Origin of the sequence: Streptomyces sp. NPDC032472 (assembly GCF_040636955.1) — a bacterium.
Classification (GTDB): domain Bacteria; phylum Actinomycetota; class Actinomycetes; order Streptomycetales; family Streptomycetaceae; genus Streptomyces.
In genome coordinates, this window is record NZ_JBEZVK010000008.1 from 48,274 (window position 1) to 67,420 (window position 19,147).

Genomic DNA, 19,147 nt, shown 5'->3' on the forward strand with positions numbered 1-19,147 from the left:
ACCGCAGCGGGGCGGTCAGGCCCTGCGGCCGCTACGGGACTACAGGGTCCGCAGCAGCACCGCCGGGGACTCCACGCAGTCCGCCACGTACCGCAGGAAGCCGCCCGCCGCGCCCCCGTCGCAGACCCGGTGGTCGAACGTCAGGGACAGCTGCACGACCTGGCGGACCGCCAGCTCGCCGTTGTGCACCCACGGCTTGGGCGTGATCCGGCCCACGCCGAGCATCGCCGCCTCGGGGTGGTTGATGATCGGCGTGGAGCCGTCGACCCCGAACACCCCGTAGTTGTTCAGGGTGAACGTCCCGCCGGTCAGGTCCGAGGGGGCCAGCTTCCCGGTCCGGGCCAGCTCCGTCAGCCGGGCGAACTCCGCGGTCAGCGACTCCGGGTTGCGCGTGTGCGCGTCCCGGACGACCGGCACGACCAGGCCGCGCTCGGTCTGCGCGGCGAAGCCCAGGTGCACGGCCGGCAGCCGCACGATCTCGTTCGCCGCCAGGTCCACGGTCGAGTTCAGCTCGGGGTACCGCGCGAGCGCGGCCGTGCAGATCCGGGCCAGCAGCGCCAGCACCGAGATCTTCGGGCCGCCCGCGGCGTTCATCGCCGCCCGCGCCGCCATCAGCTCGGTCGCATCGGCGTCGACCCAGCACGTGGCGTCCGGGATCTCCCGGCGGCTGCGCGAGAGCTTGTCGGCGACCGCGCCCCGCAGCCCCTTGAGCGGGATCCGCTCGGCGCCGGCCGGGGCGGCGACCGCCGCAACCGCAGCGGGGGCCGCAGCGGGAGCGGGAGCGGCCGCGGGGGCCTCGATCGCCGCCGCGACGTCCGCACGCAGGATCAGGCCCTCGGGACCGGAACCGCGCAGCGCGCGCAGGTCGATCCCGTGGTCCCTGGCCAGCTTGCGCACGAGCGGCGAGATGACCGGCACGGGGCCGGTGTGCACCGCAGCGGCGACCGGCGCGGGAGCCGGCACCGGCGCGGGAGCCGGCACCGGCACGGGGGCGGGAGCAGGAGCGGGAGCCGCCGCGGAGGCGGGTCGCACCCGCCTCCGACGCGCCGTGCGCGAGTGGTCCGTCCCGTAGCCGACCAGGACGTTGCCCGAACCGGAAGCCTCCGGCTCCGCCCCGGCCGCACCCGCGCCCGCCTCCGCGCCTGCACCCGCACTCACGCCCACCGCCACCGTGATCAGCGGTGCTCCGACGGGGAGTTCCGTGCCCTCCTCCCCGAAGCGGGCGGTGACCACACCGCCGTAGGGGCACGGCACTTCCACCATCGCCTTGGCCGTCTCGACCTCCACCACCGGCTGGTCGACGGCGACGACGTCGCCGACCGCCACCAGCCAGCGGACGATCTCGGCCTCGGTCAGTCCCTCCCCGAGGTCGGGGAGCTTGAACTCCATTACCTGCGGCATCAGTTCTCCCACTGCAGGCGGGCCACGGTGTCCAGGATCCGGTCCACACCGGGCAGGTGGTGCTTCTCCAGCATCGGCGGCGGGTACGGGATGTCGAAGCCCGTCACCCGCAGCACCGGCGCCTCCAGGTGGTGGAAGCACTTCTCCTGGATGCGGGCGACGAGCTCGGCGCCCGGTCCGCCGAAGCCGTTCGCCTCGTGGACCACCACCGCGCGCCCGGTGCGGCGTACGGAGGCCATGACGGTCTCCTCGTCCAGCGGCACCAGCGAGCGCAGGTCGACGACCTCCAGGTCCCAGCCCTCCTCGCGGGCCGCCTCGGCCGCCTCCAGGCACACCGGCAGCGAGGGCCCGTACGTGATCAGCGTCGCGCTCGTGCCCGTACGCCGCACCACGGCCTTGCCGATGCCCGGCACCTCGGCCGGCGCCTCCGGGTTCCACTCGGCCTTCGACCAGTACAGCCGCTTCGGCTCCAGGAAGATCACCGGGTCGTCGCTCGCGATCGACGCGCGCAGCAGCCCGTACGCGTCCTCGACGGTCGCCGGGGTCACCACGTGCAGGCCGGGCGTGGCGATGTAGTACGCCTCGGAGGAGTCGCTGTGGTGCTCCACGCCGCCGATCCCGCCGCCGTACGGCACGCGGATGGTGATCGGCAGCGGCATCGCTCCGCGCGTGCGGTTGCGCATCTTCGCCACGTGCGAGATGAGCTGCTCGAACGCCGGGTAGGCGAACGCGTCGAACTGCATCTCCACGACCGGCCGCAGCCCGTACATGGCCATGCCGACCGCGGTGCCGAGGATGCCGGCCTCCGCGAGCGGGGTGTCCGTGCAGCGGTCCTCGCCGAACTCCTTCGCGAGGCCGTCCGTGATGCGGAAGACGCCGCCGAGGGTGCCGACGTCCTCGCCCATGACGTGGACGGTCGGGTCCGCGGCCATCGCGTCGCGCATGGCCCGGTTCAGGGCCTGCGCCATCGTCGCGGGCTTCACCGCCACCGTCGTCACGACTGCTCCTCCGCCTCGAGCTCGGCCCGCAGCATGTCCGCCTGCTCGCGCAGCCGGCCGGTCTGCTCCGCGTAGACGTGCTCGAACAGGTCCATCGGGTTCAGGACGGGGTCGGCGTTCATCCGCTCGCGCAGCGCCGCCGCCATCCGCTCGGCGGCCTCCTTGGCCGCCTCGATGCCCTGCTCGTCGAGGATCCCGCGCGCGGTCAGCTCGCGCTCCAGCAGCTCCACGGGGTCGTGCGCCTTCCATGCCTCGACCTCGGCGTCCCCGCGGTAGCGGGTCGCGTCATCGGCGTTCGTGTGGGCCTCTATGCGGTACGTGACCGCCTCGACCAGGGTGGGACCGCCACCGGACCGCGCCCGGCGGACCGCCTCCGACAGCACCTCGTGCACGGCGGCGATGTCGTTGCCGTCGACGAGGCGGCCGGGCATCCCGTACCCGACGGCCTTGTGGGCCAGGGTGGGGGCGGCCGTCTGCTTGGACAGCGGGACGGAGATCGCGAAGCCGTTGTTCTGGACGAGGAAGACCACCGGGGCCTGCCAGACGGCCGCGAAGTTCAGCGCCTCGTGGAAGTCGCCCTCGCTGGTGCCGCCGTCGCCGACCATGGCCAGGGCCACCACGTCGTCGCCGCGCAGCCGGGCGGCGTGCGCCAGGCCCACCGCGTGCGGCAGCTGGGTCGCGAGCGGGGTGCTCAGCGGGGCGATGCGGTGCTCGCGGGGGTCGTAGCCGGTGTGCCAGTCACCGCGCAGCAGCGTCAGCGCCTGGACGGGGTCCAGGCCGCGGGCCACGGCCGCCAGGGTGTCGCGGTAGCTCGGGAAGAGCCAGTCCTGCTCCTCGAGCACCAGGGCGGCTGCGATCTCGCAGGCCTCCTGGCCGACCGTGGAGGGGTAGACGGCGAGCCGGCCCTGCCGGGTGAGGGCGGTGGCCTGGGCGTTGTAGCGGCGGCCGCGCACCAGTTCGGCGTGGCAGCGGCGCATCAGCTCGGGGTCGAGCTTCTCGGCGGCCGGTGTGCCCAGTACCCGGTACGGCTCGGGGTCCGGGAGCAGCGGGGCGGCCTCGGTACGGGGCCTCCAGGCGGGCGGCGGGGTGGATCGGTGGGACGCACCGGCGCCGGGCAGCTCTTGGACCGTCATGGCGGCGTACACCTCCTCTTGGGAAGCGGGCAGACGGCAGCCCCGGTTGTGAGGCGCCTCACCAACCGATTGTTCGGTCGATGGCGCAATTTGGCTACAGGCGGCTCCAGGCTGTGGACAAAGTGGCGCCGGGGCCCTGGGATGGGTGCAGGACGTCCAGGACAGGGAGGCAGTGGGCAATGCCGGATGAACAAATGGCCGCAGCGGGTTCCGCACCGGTCCCACCGGGCGGTGCACCCTCCGCCCCACAGGCCCCGCCGCGTCCCCTGGACCCCATCGACCGCTCGATCATGCGGCTGCTCCAGGCGGACGGCCGGGCGTCGATACGGTCGGTGGCCGAGCAGGTCCACGTCTCGCGCGCGAACGCCTACGCGCGGATCAACCGGCTGATCGACGACGGGGTGATCCGCGGGTTCACGGCCCGGGTCAACCACGAACGCGCAGGCCAGGGTGCCTCCGCGTACATCACCTTGAAGATCGTCCAGAACTCCTGGCGCACGGTCCGCGAGAAGCTCCGCGAGCTGCCCGGCGCCGCCCACATCGCCCTGGTCAGCGGCGATTTCGACGTCCTGCTGCTGGTCCACACCCCCGACAACCGCACCCTGCGCGAGCTGGTGCTGACCCGGCTGCAGTCCATCCCCGAGGTGCTCTCCACGCGGACCCTGCTGGTCTTCGAGGAGACCGACCTCCTCGATCCGGGCCCGCCGAACGGCGGACCGGCGATCGCCGCCGAGGAGTGAGCGGCGGAGAAACGACACAGCGCCCCGGGGCCGGCCTGGAAAGGCCGTCCCCGGGGCGCTGTGCGCGGCGCCTACGGGCGGATCACTTGGTCTCGTAGTAGCCGAACATGTCGACGATCAGGTCGGTGGTGTTCCAGCTCTGGTTCCAGAAGTCCACGACGCCGTTGACGCCGCCGGAGCTCGCCTGGACCAGGTTCGGGACGGTCTTGCCGGCCGTCCAGTTCAGCGTCGACGCGGTGGGCCGCGTCTGCTGCACCTCGGTGTGGTTCTTGTACTGCTCCGGCGTGTTGGTGTCCGGGGCGACCGAGAGGAAGCCGGCGTCCTTGGTGTTGGTCACCGTGGCGTTCAGGACGTAGCCGGCGATGCCCTCCTCGCCGTGGGAGATGGCCGACCAGATGTAGCCGCGGGGGTACATCGGCTTGTCCCAGGTCCGGGTGTCGAACCTCCGGTGCGGGTCGACCGCCATGAAGGAGCCCGAGCTGGCGGGGCTGTAGTAGCCGACGACGTCGACGATGACGTCGGTGCCGGCCCAGGCGCCGTTGCGGACGTTGATCCGGCCGTCGGGGCCGACCGGGACGATCACCGAGTTGGCGATGGTCTGGCCGGCGGTGAAGTTCACGTTGGACGTGGTGGGCGCCGACTGGCCGCTCGGGAAGACGGTCAGGTGGCCGGCCTCCTTCGGGTTGGTGACGGTCACGTTCAGCGCCACCGCGGTGATGCCGGCCGGGACGCCGTACTGGCCGCTGATCTGGGTGCCGAACGTGGCCTGCCCGGCGACCTGGCCCTGGGCGGTGCCCAGGCCCGTGCGGGTGTCCACGAAGCGGGCCGGCGTCATCGGCGTGTAGCCGCTGGACGCCGACTGGGTGAAGTAGCCCGTGATGTCGGCGATCAGGTCGACCGACTCCCAGCCGCCGTTGTACAGCTCGACGGTGCCGTCCTTGCCGACCGGCACGATCACCATGTTCGGCACGCTCTGGTTGGCCTCGAAGTTGAGGTTCGAGGTGGTCGGCCGCGTGCCGCCGCCGGGGAAGACGGTCACGTGCCCGGCGGAGCCGGTGTTGGTGACGGTGACGTTCAGCGCCACGGCCGTGACGCCCTTCGGGATGCCGCCGTTGCCGGCGATCTGCACCTTGGTGCTGCTGTACGCGGGCACCATGGAGCGCGGGGCGCCGATGCCGTTGCGGGTGTCCAGCAGACGGGTCGGGGCGTACGCGGTGAAGTCCGAGCCGACCGTCGAGAGCGGGAGCTCGTTGACGACCTCGGCGTTGTTCGCCGCGTCCGTCACGGTGACCTTGACGTTGTACTCGCCGAGCTCGGCGTAGCGGTGCGCGAGCTTCACCTCGGCGCCCGGGGTGCCGTCGGCGGTGTCGACGGTGCCGTCGCCCCAGTCGTAGCTGACCTTGAGGGTGGCGCCCGGGACGCTCATGAGCGTGGACTGCAGCTCGACGCCGTGCGCGGAGGTGGTCCACGCGTTGAGGACCACGGCCAGGTCCGGGTTGCCCGCGGTGGCCACCTGCGGCGCGGCCTGGAGGCCCTTGGCGGCGGTGGCGGACGGGGTCTTGCGGACCGACTTCTCGGCCCCCCTGTGGAACGTCTTGGTGGCCTTCGGCTTCGGCAGCGAGTCCGCCTGTGCGCCCGCCACGGGCGCCCCCTGGGCCACGGGTGCTGCCGGACCGGCGGCCTGGGCCATGCCCGGCGCCAGGACAGCGCCGAGGCTGGCCGCCACGGCTACGGCAGCGGAAAGTACGAGTCGGCGATTGCGCACCGGCCCCCCCATTTTGTTTTTTGAACGCGCTCAGGTTTGAGTCGCGGACAGCGTACATCGCCGGGAGGACACTTGATCGCACAGTTTTTCGGCCGTTCTGGGAGCGGACCGGCCGACGGCCGCTGCGCGCACCGGCCGAAGGCTAGCCGCGGACGGTCCGCAGCCCGTCGAAAGCCATGTGCACCACCGCGTCGGCGAGCTCGTCGGGCGTGGTGCCCGGGTGCGGGCGGTACCACTCGACCAGCGAGTTCACCATGCCGAACAGCAGGCGGGTGGCCAGCCGGATGTCCACGTCCGCCCGCAGGTCCCCGTCCGCCGCGGCGGCCTTGAGCAGCTCGGCCACCTGGTGGTCGAACTCGCGCCGGCGCTCCAGGGCCCAGCGCTCGGTGCGCGTGTTGCCCCGCACGCGCAGCAGCAGCGTCACGTACGGGAGCTCGGAGACCAGCACCTCCACCGTGCGGCGCGTGACGTACTCCACGCGCTCGACCGCCCGGCCGCGCAGGGCGCCGGGCTCCTCCAGCACGGCGAAGAGCCCGTCCAGCGCGCGGCTGACGGCCCGGTTGAGGAGCTCCTCCTTGCCCGCCACGTGGTGGTAGATCGAGGACTTCGAGATGCCCGCGGCCTTGGAGAGGTGCTCCATGGAGGTGCCGTCGTAGCCGCGCTCGTTGAAGACCTGGACCGCGACCGTCAGGAGCGACTCCGGGGTGTAGGTGTCCCGCCTGGCGGTCGTCACGCGCCCTCCTCCGCGGCGTCCGTCTCCTCGTCCTCCGCGTAGCCGAGCTTGAACAGGGCGAGCGAGGGCGCGTAGCGGCCGCCGGGGCAGCGCTCGTCGAGATGGTGCAGCAGGTCGTACGCCCAGTCGCGGCCGAGCCGCTCGTGCCACTCGCCCGGGCCGAGGGGGTAGTTGACGCCGAGCCGCATCGCGGTGTCGATGTCCTCGGCGCTGGCCACGCCGCGGGCCACCGCGTCCGCGGTCAGGTCGATCAGCATGGCGACCGTACGGGCGACGATCATGCCGGGCACGTCGCCGATCACGGAGACCTGCTTGCCGAGCTTCTGGAAGAGGCCGACGGCCTCGGCGAGGGTCCGCTCGCCGGTGTCCGCGCCGGCGGACAGGGCGATGCGGGTGGCGCCGCGGTAGTCGAGCGCCAGGTCGAAGTAGACGACGTCCGCGAACTCGACCGACGTCTTGCCGTCCGCGAGGACCAGCTGGCCCTCGCCGGGCAGCTGGATGTACGGGCCGCCGTGCTCCGTGGTGGTGACCGCGATGCCGGCCTCCTCCATCATCGCGGTGAGCTCCGCGGCCGGGCCGAGGTCGCCCACGACGGTGACCTCCTCCGGGGCCTTCTCGGGGCCCGCGGTGTGCGGGAGCGCGGCCGCGGCGTCCGGGCCGTACGGGAACCAGCCGTGCCCCGACTTGCGGCCGAGGCGGCCCGACTGGACCAGGCGGCGCTGCGCGAGCGAAGGGGTGAACTTGGGGCTCCGGAAGAAGGACTCCCACACGGAGCGGGTGACGGCCTCGTTGACGTCCTGCCCGATCAGGTCGGTCAGCGCGAACGGGCCCATCTTGAAGCCGCCGCACTCGCGCAGCACGGCGTCGATGGTGGCCGGGTCGGCGCCCTGCTCCTCGTACACCGCGAAGGCCTCGGCGTAGAAGGGGCGGGCGATCCGGTTGACGATGAAGCCGGGGGTGTCGGCGCAGCGGACCGGGGTCTTCCCCCAGCCCAGGACGGTGGCGTACGCGCGCTCGGCGGCTGCCGGGTCGGTCGCGAAACCGCTGACCACCTCGACGAGCGGGAGCAGCGGGGCCGGATTGAAGAAGTGCAGGCCGAGGAAGCGGCCGGGGTGGGCGAGACCGCCCGCGAGCTCCGTCACGGAGAGGGAGGAGGTGTTCGTCGCCAGCAGGGCGTCCCGGTCCACCACCTCTTCGAGTGCGGCGAAGAGCGTCCGCTTGACGGTGACGTCCTCGACGACCGCCTCGATGACGAGCGCGGCGTCGGAGAGGTCGGCGAGGTCGTCGGCCGCACCGATCCGGCCGATCGCCTCCTCCGCCTCGGTGCGGTCGAGGCGGCCCTTGGCGGCCATGCGCTCGACGCGGTCCTGGACGATGCCGACGCCGTCGGCGGCGAGGGCGGCGTTGATGTCGTAGATCAGCACCCGGTGACCTGCGAGAAGGGCCACCTGGGCGATGCCCTGGCCCATGGTGCCGGCGCCGACGACCGCCACAGTGCGGGACCGCTCGATTGCTGTCATGTCCTGATCCTCCCGCACCGGGTTATCCACAGGCCTGCCGGGCCCTCTTGTCCCGACCGATCGTTCGGTTACTCTAACTCCAGTCTGCTCTTCTTCACCCGCCCTTGCCTGATCTCAGTCTGCGACCCAGCTGATCTTGCCCGGCTCAACGAGGAGTTGGTCCCTGATGGCCGCCGAGTCCACCCTCCCCCAGCTGACTGCCCTGTCCGCCAAGCACCGGCCCACCCTGGACCAGGCGCTGGAGGCCATTCGCAGCCGCGCCTACTGGTCCCCGCACCCCGAGCACCCCAAGGCGTACGGCGAGACCGCCCCCGCCGACGGGCTCGCCGCGTTCGAGGCCGTCCGCGGCACCCGGCTCGACCTCGGTCAGCCCGGCACCGACGGCTGGGCCGGCGGCGAGGTCTCCCCCTTCGGTCCCGAGCTCGGCGTCGAGTACCCGCACGTCGACCCCGACGTGCTGCTGCCCGCCATGCGCGCCGGCATGGGCGCCTGGCGCGACGCCGGCCCCGAGGCCCGCGCGGTGGTGTGCATCGAGATCCTGGCCCGCATCGGCGCGCGCACGCACGAGTTCGCGCACGCGGTCATGCACACCAGCGGCCAGGCGTTCATGATGGCCTTCCAGGCGGGCGGCCCCCACGCGCAGGACCGCGGCCTGGAGGCGGTGGCCTATGCGTACGAGGAGCAGACCCGCGTCCCGGGCCGCGCCGACTGGTCGAAGCCGCAGGGCAAGAAGGACCCGCTGAACCTGGACAAGCGCTTCGTCGCCGCCCCGCGCGGCATCGCGCTGGTGATCGGCTGCAACACCTTCCCGACGTGGAACGGCTACCCGGGCCTGTTCGCCTCCCTCGCCACCGGCAACGCCGTGCTGGTCAAGCCGCACCCGCGCGCCGTGCTCCCGCTGGCGCTCACGGTGCAGGTGGCCCGCGAGGTCCTGGCGGAGGCCGGCTTCGACCCGAACCTGGTCGCGCTGGCGGTCGAGCGGCCGGGCGAGGGCATCGCCAAGACCCTCGCCGTCCGCCCCGAGATCAAGCTGATCGACTACACGGGCTCGACGGAGTTCGGCGACTGGCTGGAGACCAACGCCCGCCAGGCGCAGGTCTACACCGAGAAGGCCGGCGTCAACACGGTCGTGGTGGACTCCACCGACAACTACAAGGGCATGCTGGGGAACCTGGCCTTCTCCCTGTCCCTGTACAGCGGCCAGATGTGCACCACCCCGCAGAACCTGCTGATCCCGCGCGACGGCATCGAGACCGACGCCGGGCACAAGTCCTACGACGAGGTCGTCGCCGACCTCGCGGCCTCCGTCGGCGGCCTGCTGGGCGACGACGCCCGGGCCAACGCGCTGCTGGGCGCCCTGGTCAACCCGGACGTCAAGGCCCGCCTGGAGGCGGCGGCCGCGCTCGGCGAGGTCGCGCTGGCCTCCCGCGAGGTGGTGAACCCGGAGTTCCCGGACGCGGTGGTCCGCACCCCGGTCATGGTGAAGCTGGACGGCGCCAAGCCGGACGACTCCGCCCCGTACCTCTCGGAGTGCTTCGGCCCGGTCTCCTTCGCGGTGGCGGTGGACTCCACGGCCGACGCGCTGGAGCTGCTGCGGCGCACGGTGCGGGAGAAGGGCGCCATGACGATCGGCGCGTACACCACCTCGGAGGAGACGGAGCGGGCGATCGAGGAGGTCTGCCTGGAGGAGTCGGCGCAGCTGTCGCTGAACCTGACCGGCGGGGTCTTCGTGAACCAGACCGCGGCCTTCTCCGACTTCCACGGCTCGGGCGGCAACCCGGCGGCCAACGCCGCCCTGTGCGACGGCGCGTTCGTCTCGAACCGCTTCCGCATGGTCGAGGTCCGCCGCCAGGCCTGACGGCAGTCACCACGGCGCGGGCGGCCCACCTCGGGGTGGAGCCGCCCGCCCCCGCGACCGAACACAGCTGACCGAGTACTCCGCGCTCCGGGGCACTTCACCGTGCCGGAGGCCGGAGGCGTGGGCTGTGCCGCGACGGCGACGGTCGGAGCGAGGACGACCGATGCGGCAACCGGTGGAGCGAGGAAGAGCAGCCGGCGTTTGAGCGTCATCGGTGCCTCCCGCGGGCGGACCGCACGGACACGGACAATTTCAGCCGTGGGTGCGGAGCCCGTCCCGCGGGCCGCCCCAGTGGAAGAGGGCCATGGCCACGCTGGTGGCCAGGTTGTAGCTGGACACCTGCGGCCGCATCGGCAGGCACACCAGGTGGTCGGCGCGGGCCCGCAGCTCGGGCGAGATCCCGTGCCGCTCGGAGCCGAAGACCAGCAGCGCGTCGTCCGGGAGGGTGAGGGCGCGGATGTCCTCGCCCTCCGGGTCGAGCGCATAGACGGGCCCCTCGGGCAGGGTTTCGAGGGTCACCCGGTCCACGGTGGTGGCGAAGTGCAGCCCGGCCCCGGCCCGCACCACGTTCGGATGCCAGGGATCAAGACTCCCCCGGGTCACGACCCCCGTGGCCCCGAACCCGGCGGCCAGTCTTACGACAGCCCCCACGTTCCCCAGATTCTTGGGGTCGTCCAGCACCACGATCGGCGCACTCCGCGGCCGCTGCCGGAGCCGGGCCCGCCCTTGGTCCCCGTCCGGCCGCACGGCCAGCGCCGCAACCCCGGTGGGATGCACCCGCCCGACCAGCTCCCGCAGCGCCCCCTGCTGCACGAGCCGCCGAACCTCGCCCTCCACATCCGGCGCGAGCGCGGCTGCCAGCGCGAGGACGGCATCCGGCTCCTCGGCCACGACCACCCGCACATCGGCCCCGAACCGCAGGGCGTGCTTGAGGGCATGAAACCCGTCCAGCAGCACAAGCCCCTCATCAGCGGCAGCCCGCCACTCCCACACCTCACCCATACCCAGACCCTACGACCCCGGCCCAAACCAGCCCCACCGGCGTTCGAGGCGCGGGGGTCCGGGGCGGAGCCCCCGAATCTTTGAGCCCGGCCGGCGACTGAGGCGAGCGGGGCCCGGGGCCGCAGGACCCGCCCGCGGCGAAGCCGCTATCGGACACAGCGGGAAGGGGCGGGTAGGGGAACGGCTCCGCGCAGCGGCACCCGGCACCGGCCCGCAGCAGCGGCAGCTAGCGGCGGCGACCGGCGAGCGGCGACCGGCGACCGGCGACCGGCGTCAGAGGGACCAGACCTTCTCGAACTTGGGTCCCGAGAGTGACATACGGCGATTGCGCCGCCGAGAATCGTCACACCCGCACCTCTCGCCCCGATCTCAGCCAACTCCCCCTCGCCGGCGGCGAACCCGCACCCGCCGCCGCGGCGCCTACCGCGGGCTCGGCGCCGGATCCGGGGCCGCGGGCTCAGGCCCAGGCGCGGGCACAGGCGCAGGCCCAGGCGCGGGCACAGGCAGCGCCGGGCCCGCGGAAACCGGCCTCGGGGCCGCCCGTCGGCTTCGGGCCCGGGCGACCGCCCCACCCACCCCCACCAGAAAACCCGTCGGCAGGAACACCGCGTCAGCGGCGATCATCGCCATGGAGAAGAACGGCAGCCCCAGGAGCACCGCGATCCCCGCATGCTCCAGGATCATCGCCCCCAGCAGCACGTTCTTGATCCGCCGGTGGAACACCGTGAAAGGGAACGCGACCTGGACCGCCACGGTCCCGTACGACAGCAGCATCACCACCGTCCCGCTCCCGGCCAGCACCGCCGACACCTCGGGCCAGGGGCTGAAGGAGTCCAGCCCGAGCGGGTAGTACAGCGCGGTCCCGTCCTGCCACCGCGAGCCCTGGATCTTGTACCAGCCGGCGGTCGCATAGATCAGGCAGACCTCCGCCATGATCACCAGCATCCCGGCGTTGTGCACCAGGTTGGCGAGGACGTCCAGCAGGGCCCGCCCCTCCCCGTGCGGTTCGTACCGCTCGACCATCCACCACACCGCGCCGGCCACCCACAGCGCCGCGAAGACCGCCAGCCACCCGTAGCCGAACTGCGCGGTGACCGCCCCGTACGCGAACACCGCGCCCAGCACGGACCACAGCACCGGCCCGGCGGCCCCCTGGGCGGCGGACCCGCGCAGCCGCGCGCGTCGCGCGTCCAGCGACCACACCTGCGCGCACCGGGTCAGCACCAGGTACATGGCCATCAGGTGGACGACGTTGTCCCCGCCGTCGCCCACGAACACGCTGCGGTTCTGCAGCGACAGCACGCCCGCCATGAACACCACGGACATGGCCCGCGTCCGCCAGCCCAGCACCATCAGCGCGCTCGCCAGCACGGCGACCGCGTACACGAGCTCGAACCACAGCTGCGCGTCCGTCCACAGCAGCAGCGTGAAGGCGTGGTTGGAGTCGATCAGCCGGCGCGCCAGCGCCCAGCTCCAGGGGCCGTCGGGCCCGTACAGCTCGTGCCGGTTGGGGTACTCCCGCAGCAGGAAGAACAGCCAGGTCGCGGAGAAGCCGATGCGGACCACCGCGCTCTGGTACGGGCCCAGCGCCTGCCCGGTGGCCTTCGCGAGCGCCCCGCGCGCGGCGGCCCGGGCCCGTCTCACACCGTCCACCACGGCAGCTCCCGGTAGTAGGTCTGCGTGTCGGTCTTCTCGTCGCTCCACGGCGGCGCCGCCACGGCCCGCGTGGCCGAGCGCACCTGGATCCGTACGACCGTGCCGTCGCCGCCGTCACGGGAGGCCAGGCGCCCGAGCGCCATCCGCTTCAGGTACTGCTCCGACAGCTCCCCGCGCTCGCCGTTCGCCCGGTTGTCGTCGTCGTGGGAGCCGGTGTAGAAGTCCCAGGCCCGCCGCAGCTCGTTCTGCCGGGTGTGGCTGGGCAGCAGGCTGTGCCGGATGGCGGCGCCGTCCTCGGCGGACAGGTCGCGCCAGGGCCCGGTGACGAGCTCGCCGCCAGGGGTGCGGACCTCCGCACGGACCTCGACGGCGATGTTCTGCTGGAGCGGGTTGGGGGCGAAGAGCTTCCAGTTCTGCTCGAACTCGGGGTAGATCCAGTCGTCGATCGCCTCGGCATGGCGTTTGCTGACCGTGTTGGCGGGGGCGACGTGCAGGAAGACCATCGCCAGGTGCCCGCAGACGGCCAGGGCCGTCACGGCGACGGCGAGCGCCGCGAGGACCCGGTACGGGGCGGACAGCCCGGCGATCCCGGGCTCGCGGGACGGCAGCGCGGCGGCGGGCCCGGCCGGCGGAGCAGCCGTTTCCGCGGCCCCGCGCTCGTTCGCTTCCATCGCCCCCCGATCCTCCGGCGTCCACAGGGTTCGTCCACAGGGTTGACCACAGAGGTTGACACCCTACGGGCCGCCGTCTCACCATTGAAGAGCATGAACCGAACGATCGGTCGGTCGGGCGGGACAAGAGACGGTCAACAGACTCTGGCAGGGGGCCGGGATGGTGGCAGTGACCCCGGAATCGGGGCAGGACACGGCCCTCGGGGCAGACCTCGGGGCGCAGCTGGCGGCAGCGTTCGACGCGGCCGTGGCGGCCGATGAGCGCGTCGAGCCGCGCGACTGGATGCCCGAGGAGTACCGCGCCTCGCTCGTACGCCAGATGGCCCAGCACGCCCACTCGGAAATCATCGGCATGCAGCCCGAGGCCAACTGGATCACCCGCGCGCCCTCGCTGCGCCGCAAGGCGATCCTCATGGCCAAGGTGCAGGACGAGGCCGGGCACGGCCTGTACCTGTACAGCGCGGCCGAGACCCTCGGCACCAGCCGGGACGAGCTGCTCGACAAGCTCCACGCGGGCAAGCAGAAGTACTCGTCGATCTTCAACTACCCCACGCTGACCTGGGCCGACGTCGGCGCGATCGGCTGGCTCGTGGACGGCGCCGCGATCACCAACCAGGTGCCGCTGTGCCGCTGCTCCTACGGGCCCTACGCCCGCGCCATGGTCCGGATCTGCAAGGAGGAGTCCTTCCACCAGCGCCAGGGGTACGAGCTGCTCCTCGCCCTCTCCCAGGGCACGCCGGAGCAGCACGCGATGGCGCAGGACGCGGTGAACCGCTGGTGGTGGCCCTCGCTGATGATGTTCGGCCCGCCGGACGACGAGTCGGCGCACTCCGCGCAGTCGATGGCCTGGCGGATCAAGCGGCACTCCAACGACGAGCTGCGCCAGCGCTTCGTGGACATCGCCGTCCCGCAGGCCGAGGCGCTCGGGCTGACCCTGCCCGACCCGGACCTGAAGTGGAACGAGGAGCGCGGGCACCACGACTTCGGCGCGATCGACTGGGCCGAGTTCTGGGACGTGCTCAAGGGCAACGGCCCGTGCAACGAACAGCGGATCGGCCAGCGCCGCAAGGCCCACGAGGAAGGCGCGTGGGTCCGGGAGGCGGCCGCGGCCTATGCACACAAGCACGCGGCGGCACCGGCCGCGGCGACGAACGAGGAGGCACGGGTATGACGCAGAACTGGCCGCTGTGGGAGGTGTTCGTGCGCTCGCGGCGCGGCCTCTCGCACACGCACGCGGGCAGCCTGCACGCCCCCGACGCGGAGATGGCCCTGCGCAACGCCCGCGACCTGTACACCCGGCGCAGCGAGGGCGTCTCCATCTGGGTGGTGCCCTCCGCCGAGATCACCGCCTCCTCGCCGGACGAGCGGGACCCGTTCTTCGCCCCGTCCGCCGACAAGCCCTACCGGCACCCGACCTTCTACGAGATCCCCGAGGGGGTGAACCACCTGTGACCGGCACCGACGCTGTGAACACCACCGCCGCCGTCACCGGCGTGACCGCCTCGGCGGCCCTCGCGCTGGGGGACGACGCGCTGGTCCTCTCCCACCGCCTCGGCGAGTGGGCGGGGCACGCGCCCGTCCTGGAGGAGGAGGTCGCCCTCGCCAACATCGCCCTCGACCTGCTCGGCCAGGCCCGCGTCCTGCTGTCCATGGTGGGTGACGAGGACGAGCTGGCCTTCCTGCGCGAGGAGCGTTCCTTCCGCAACCTCCAGCTGGTGGAGCAGCCCAACGGGGACTTCGCCCACACCATCGCCCGCCAGCTCTACTTCTCCCTCTACCAGAACGAGCTGCACGCGGAGCTGGCCTCCGGCGACGGCCCGTTCGCCGCGCTGGCCGCCAAGGCGGTCAAGGAGACCGCCTACCACCGCGACCACGCCGAGCAGTGGACCCTGCGCCTCGGCGACGGCACCGAGGAGAGCAGCCGGCGCATGCGGGCCGCGCTCGACGCGCTGTGGAAGTACACCGGAGAGATGTTCCAGCCGGTCGAGGGCCTCGACGGGGTCGACTGGACCGCCCTGGAGGCCCGTTGGCTGGCCGCGCTGGGCGGCGTACTGGAGCGGGCCGGGCTGGCCCTCCCCGAGGGGCCGCGCACCGGCGCCTGGGCGGCCGGAGCCGGCCGCCAGGGCCTGCACACCGAGCCGTTCGGCAGGATGCTCGCCGAGATGCAGCACCTGCACCGCAGCCACCCGGGGGCGTCGTGGTGACGCACCCGGCCCCTGCCGCCGGCCCCGAGGCCCGTACCGGGAGCGCCCCGGAGACGGCCGGCGCCGAGGGCATGAGCCGCCTGGAGGCGGAGCTGGCCGCGCTGGCGGGCTCCGTCCCCGACCCCGAACTGCCCGTGCTCACGCTGGCCGAGCTCGGCGTGGTGCGCGGGGTCCGGATGCACGAGGACGGCCATGCCGAGGTCACCCTCACCCCCACGTACACCGGATGCCCGGCCATCGAGGCCATGTCCGCCGACATCGAGCGGGCGCTGACCGGCCACGGCATACCGGAGGTCCGGGTGCGCACCGTGCTCTCGCCCGCCTGGTCCACCGACGACATCAGCGCCGAAGGCCGGCGCAAGCTCGCCGAGTTCGGCATCGCCCCGCCTCGGCCCCATGCGGCCGGCGGGCCGGTCCCCCTCACCCTGTCGGTCCGCTGCCCGCACTGCGGGTCGACCGAAACCGAACTGCTCAGCCGGTTCTCCTCCACCGCATGCAAGGCGCTGCGCCGCTGCACCGCCTGCCGTGAACCGTTCGACCACTTCAAGGAGCTGTAGATGGCCGCGTCCACGCCGTCGCCCACGCCGGGCCCGGGCCGCCCCGCGCGCCACGGTGCCTTCCACCGGCTGACGGTGGCGGCGGTCGACCGGCTCACCGACGACTCCGTGGCGCTGACCCTGGCGGTCCCCGAGGAGCTGCGGGCCGAGTACCTGCACGCCGCCGGCCAGCACCTCACCCTGCGCCGCACCGTCCCGGGCGGCACCGAGGTCCGCCGTACGTACTCGATCTGCTCGCCCGCCCCGGACCCGGCGGGTCCCGGCCCGCAGCGGCTCCAGGTCGGCGTCCGCCTTGTGGAGGGCGGGGAGTTCTCCACGTTCGCCCACAAGGAGGTCGCCGCCGGGGACGTGCTGGACGTGATGGTCCCGGCCGGGCGGTTCGTCCTGGAGCCGGCCGCCGCCCCCGCCGCCGGGCACTATGCGGCGATCGTCGGCGGCAGCGGCATCACCCCGGTGCTGTCGATCGCGGCGACGCTGCTCGCGGCCCGTCCCGACGCCCGGTTCTGCCTGGTGCGCAGCGACCGCACGGCCGCGTCGACGATGTTCCTGGAGGAGGTCGCCGACCTCAAGGACCGCTATCCGGACCGGTTCCAGCTCGTCACGGTCCTGTCCCGGGAGGAGCAGGAGGCCGGGCTGCCGTCCGGGCGCCTGGACCAAGAGCGCCTTACGGGCCTGCTGCCCGCGCTGCTGCCCGTCGCCGAGGTGACCGGCTGGTTCCTGTGCGGCCCCTACGGGCTGGTGGTGGAGGCGGAGAAGGCGCTGGGGGAGCTCGGCGTCGTACGGACCCGCATCCACGAGGAGGTCTTCCACGTCGAGGACGCCTCGGCGCCGGCCCCCGCCGCCGCTACGGCGGCGCCCGCCCACGGCAAGGTCACCGCGCGGCTCGACGGGCGCTCGGGCACCTGGCCGATCCAGGACGGGGAATCTCTGCTGGACACGGTGCTGCGCAACCGCGCCGACGCCCCGTACGCCTGCAAGGGCGGTGTCTGCGGCACCTGCCGGGCGTTCCTGGTGACGGGCGAGGTCCGGATGGACCGGAACTTCGCGTTGGAGGCCGAGGAGACCGAGGCCGGGTTCGTCCTGGCCTGCCAGTCGCACGCGGTGACCGAGGAAGTCGAGATCGACTTCGACCGCTGAGCCGTACACCGCGCGGTCACGCGCGGTCCGTCCCGGGCCCGTCCGCTCCACGGGCCCGGGAACTGCGGCCCGGGGGCCCTGTCCAATTTCCGGAAGCTGCTCTATCTTGACGCTCCGTCAGATCCAGTGGATCCGCCGTCCGATTCGTCGGATGCACTGGATTCGAGGCAGGACCGAAGCGGGTTCCGGTGCGTGCGGGAGGACAGGCAGTGGACTTCACCTTCACCGAGGAGCAGCAGGCCGCCGTCGAGGCGGCACGAGCCGTCTTCTCCGGCGTCGCTCCCGACGGCGTGCCGAGCCCCGCCCTGACCCCGGGCGCCGTCGCCGACGACTTCGACCGGCCGCTGTGGGTCCGGCTCGCCGCGTCCGACCTGCTGAGCCTGGTGCTGTCCGAGGAGTACGGCGGCGCCGGCCTCGACGCCATCGCCCTGTGCCTGGTGCTGCGCGAGGCCGCGAAGGTGCTGGCCCGGGTGCCGCTGCTGGAGCACTGCGCCACCGCCCTGGCCGTCCAGGCCCACGGCAGCCCCGAACTGGCCGCGGCCCTGCTGCCCGGCGCCGGCGACGGACAGCTCGTGCTCACCGCCGCCGCGCACGGGCGCAGCGGCCACGATCCCGCCGAACTCGCCGTCGCCGCCCGGCGAAGCCCCGAGGGCCCGTGGGTGCTCGACGGGGTCCAGACCGCCGTCCCGTGGGCGCACGGCGCGGACTGGATCGCCGTACCGGCCCACACCGGGGAGGGCGCGGCCGTCCTCGCGCTCGTCCCGCGCGGCGCCGAAGGCCTCACCCTGGCCGACCAGTTCTCCACCAGCGGGGAGCGGTTCGCCGAACTCCGCCTGGACGGCGTCCTGGTGCCCGCGGCGCACCTCATGGACAGCCCGCGCGCCTGGGAGCGGCTGAACCAGCTCCTCACCACCGGGACCTGCGCCCTCGCGCTGGGCCTCGGCACGGCCGTGCTCGCCATGACCAGCCAGTACACGGGCAAGCGGGAGCAGTTCGGCTTCCCGGTGGCCACCTTCCAGGCGGTCGCCGTCCAGGCCGCCGACCGCTACATCGACCTGCGCGCCATGGAGGCCACCCTCTGGCAGGCCGCCTGGCGGATCGACGCGGCGACCGGCGGGGCCGGCGGCCCGCTGCCCGCCGCGGGCGACATCGCCGTCGCCAAGATCTGGGCCTCCGAGGGCGTGCGCCGGGTCGTGCAGACGGCGCAGCACCTGCACGGCGGCTTCGGCGCCGACACCGACTACCCGCTGCACCGCTACCACGCATGGGCCAAACAGCTGGAGCTCCAGCTCGGCCCGGCCGCCGCCCACGAGGAGGCACTGGGCGACCTGCTGGCCGCCCACGCCCTCACCTGAGAAGAGGCCCTCTACGGCCCCCACGGGCCCCGACGGGGCCTACAGCACGAAGGCCGGGGTCCCGTTGTCGGTCACCATCGGGCGCCCGGCGCCGTCCCAGGCCTGCATCCCGCCGTCGACGTTCACCGCGTCGATGCCCTGGCGCACCAGGTACTGGGTCACCTGGGCGGAGCGCCCGCCGACGCGGCACATCACGTGCACCCGGCGGCCGTCCTCGACCGCCTCGGTCAGCTCGCCGAAGCGGGCCACGAAGTCGCTCATCGGGATGTGCAGCGCGCCTTCGACATGGCCGGCGGCCCACTCGTCGTCCTCGCGGACGTCCAGGACAAAGCCTTCGGAGGGCACCGCGGCGGCGTCCACCGAGGGAAGCGGTCCGAAGTTCATACGTGGCCTTCTCTCGTCACAGGTCGGACTTCC

18 protein-coding genes are annotated in these 19,147 nt (G+C 73.1%); 8 read left to right on the top strand and 10 right to left on the bottom strand.

Annotation, left to right across the window (positions count from 1 at the left end; translation table 11 throughout):
• Positions 1 to 39: 39 nt before the first annotated feature.
• The 3 genes from AB0F11_RS07170 to pdhA are packed head-to-tail and all read right to left on the bottom strand — an operon-like array spanning position 40 to position 3,532.
• A complete protein-coding gene (locus AB0F11_RS07170) occupies positions 40 to 1,401 on the bottom strand; it encodes a dihydrolipoamide acetyltransferase family protein (protein WP_362169302.1) in 1,362 nt (453 codons plus the stop codon).
• On the bottom strand, positions 1,401 to 2,369 hold the full coding sequence (locus tag AB0F11_RS07175; RefSeq protein WP_362169500.1) for an alpha-ketoacid dehydrogenase subunit beta: 969 nt from the start codon (positions 2,367 to 2,369) through the stop codon (positions 1,401 to 1,403). The genes AB0F11_RS07170 and AB0F11_RS07175 overlap by 1 nt, the downstream gene beginning before the upstream one ends.
• A 26-nt stretch (positions 2,370 to 2,395) precedes the next feature.
• A complete protein-coding gene (gene pdhA / locus AB0F11_RS07180; RefSeq protein ID WP_362169303.1) occupies positions 2,396 to 3,532 on the bottom strand; it encodes a pyruvate dehydrogenase (acetyl-transferring) E1 component subunit alpha in 1,137 nt (378 codons plus the stop codon).
• A 179-nt stretch (positions 3,533 to 3,711) separates the two neighbouring features.
• Here pdhA and AB0F11_RS07185 point away from each other — a divergent pair, with 179 nt between their 5' ends.
• Positions 3,712 to 4,272, top strand: coding sequence for an Lrp/AsnC family transcriptional regulator (locus AB0F11_RS07185; protein ID WP_362169305.1), 561 nt, complete (start codon positions 3,712 to 3,714; stop codon positions 4,270 to 4,272).
• Between the two features lie 82 nt (positions 4,273 to 4,354).
• On the opposite strand, the gene AB0F11_RS07190 is transcribed toward AB0F11_RS07185, so the two are convergent.
• From AB0F11_RS07190 to AB0F11_RS07200, 3 genes are all read right to left on the bottom strand, one after another.
• Positions 4,355 to 5,998, bottom strand: coding sequence for a PKD domain-containing protein (locus AB0F11_RS07190; RefSeq protein WP_362169307.1), 1,644 nt, complete (start codon positions 5,996 to 5,998; stop codon positions 4,355 to 4,357).
• 181 nt (positions 5,999 to 6,179) lie between these two features.
• Positions 6,180 to 6,770, bottom strand: a complete 591-nt coding sequence (locus AB0F11_RS07195; protein WP_362169309.1) for a TetR/AcrR family transcriptional regulator — start codon at positions 6,768 to 6,770, stop codon at positions 6,180 to 6,182.
• Complete coding sequence (locus AB0F11_RS07200; RefSeq protein ID WP_362169311.1) at positions 6,767 to 8,290, bottom strand: 3-hydroxyacyl-CoA dehydrogenase; 1,524 nt, start codon at positions 8,288 to 8,290, stop codon at positions 6,767 to 6,769. Before AB0F11_RS07200 ends, AB0F11_RS07195 begins: the two co-directional genes overlap by 4 nt.
• A 166-nt stretch (positions 8,291 to 8,456) precedes the next feature.
• On the opposite strand from AB0F11_RS07200, the gene paaN reads away from it, so the two are divergent.
• A complete protein-coding gene (gene paaN / locus AB0F11_RS07205; protein ID WP_362169313.1) occupies positions 8,457 to 10,148 on the top strand; it encodes a phenylacetic acid degradation protein PaaN in 1,692 nt (563 codons plus the stop codon).
• A 252-nt stretch (positions 10,149 to 10,400) separates the two neighbouring features.
• Here paaN and AB0F11_RS07210 read toward each other — a convergent pair whose 3' ends face one another.
• The 3 genes from AB0F11_RS07210 to AB0F11_RS07220 all read right to left on the bottom strand — a co-directional run bounded on the left by AB0F11_RS07210 (position 10,401) and on the right by AB0F11_RS07220 (position 13,477).
• Positions 10,401 to 11,150 carry a TrmH family RNA methyltransferase gene (locus AB0F11_RS07210; RefSeq protein ID WP_362169315.1) on the bottom strand — a complete coding sequence of 250 codons (750 nt, stop codon included), beginning with the start codon at positions 11,148 to 11,150 and terminating at the stop codon, positions 10,401 to 10,403.
• 420 nt (positions 11,151 to 11,570) lie between these two features.
• Positions 11,571 to 12,794 carry an HTTM domain-containing protein gene (locus AB0F11_RS07215; protein WP_362169501.1) on the bottom strand — a complete coding sequence of 408 codons (1,224 nt, stop codon included), beginning with the start codon at positions 12,792 to 12,794 and terminating at the stop codon, positions 11,571 to 11,573.
• Positions 12,791 to 13,477 (bottom strand): DUF5819 family protein, encoded by a 687-nt coding sequence (locus AB0F11_RS07220; RefSeq protein WP_362169317.1) that lies wholly within the window; start codon positions 13,475 to 13,477, stop codon positions 12,791 to 12,793. Before AB0F11_RS07220 ends, AB0F11_RS07215 begins: the two co-directional genes overlap by 4 nt.
• A 283-nt stretch (positions 13,478 to 13,760) precedes the next feature.
• Between AB0F11_RS07220 and paaA the strand changes: the two genes are divergently transcribed.
• The 6 genes from paaA (at position 13,761) to AB0F11_RS07250 (ending at position 18,730) form a co-directional block, all read left to right on the top strand.
• Positions 13,761 to 14,648: a 1,2-phenylacetyl-CoA epoxidase subunit PaaA gene (gene paaA / locus AB0F11_RS07225; RefSeq protein WP_362169503.1), complete on the top strand. Its 888-nt coding sequence runs from the start codon at positions 13,761 to 13,763 to the stop codon at positions 14,646 to 14,648.
• Positions 14,645 to 14,929, top strand: a complete 285-nt coding sequence (gene paaB / locus AB0F11_RS07230) for a 1,2-phenylacetyl-CoA epoxidase subunit PaaB (protein WP_361903968.1) — start codon at positions 14,645 to 14,647, stop codon at positions 14,927 to 14,929. The genes paaA and paaB overlap by 4 nt, the downstream gene beginning before the upstream one ends.
• Positions 14,926 to 15,681 carry a 1,2-phenylacetyl-CoA epoxidase subunit PaaC gene (paaC, locus tag AB0F11_RS07235; protein ID WP_362169319.1) on the top strand — a complete coding sequence of 252 codons (756 nt, stop codon included), beginning with the start codon at positions 14,926 to 14,928 and terminating at the stop codon, positions 15,679 to 15,681. Before paaB ends, paaC begins: the two co-directional genes overlap by 4 nt.
• Before the next feature lie 71 nt (positions 15,682 to 15,752).
• Complete coding sequence (paaD, locus tag AB0F11_RS07240; protein ID WP_362169505.1) at positions 15,753 to 16,238, top strand: 1,2-phenylacetyl-CoA epoxidase subunit PaaD; 486 nt, start codon at positions 15,753 to 15,755, stop codon at positions 16,236 to 16,238.
• Positions 16,239 to 17,375, top strand: a complete 1,137-nt coding sequence (locus AB0F11_RS07245) for a 2Fe-2S iron-sulfur cluster-binding protein (RefSeq protein WP_362169321.1) — start codon at positions 16,239 to 16,241, stop codon at positions 17,373 to 17,375. It begins immediately after the preceding gene.
• A 209-nt stretch (positions 17,376 to 17,584) separates the two neighbouring features.
• Positions 17,585 to 18,730, top strand: coding sequence for an acyl-CoA dehydrogenase family protein (locus tag AB0F11_RS07250; RefSeq protein ID WP_362169323.1), 1,146 nt, complete (start codon positions 17,585 to 17,587; stop codon positions 18,728 to 18,730).
• Between the two features lie 39 nt (positions 18,731 to 18,769).
• On the opposite strand, the gene AB0F11_RS07255 is transcribed toward AB0F11_RS07250, so the two are convergent.
• Positions 18,770 to 19,114 carry a rhodanese-like domain-containing protein gene (locus tag AB0F11_RS07255; RefSeq protein ID WP_362169325.1) on the bottom strand — a complete coding sequence of 115 codons (345 nt, stop codon included), beginning with the start codon at positions 19,112 to 19,114 and terminating at the stop codon, positions 18,770 to 18,772.
• Between the last annotated feature and the right edge of the window lie 33 nt (positions 19,115 to 19,147).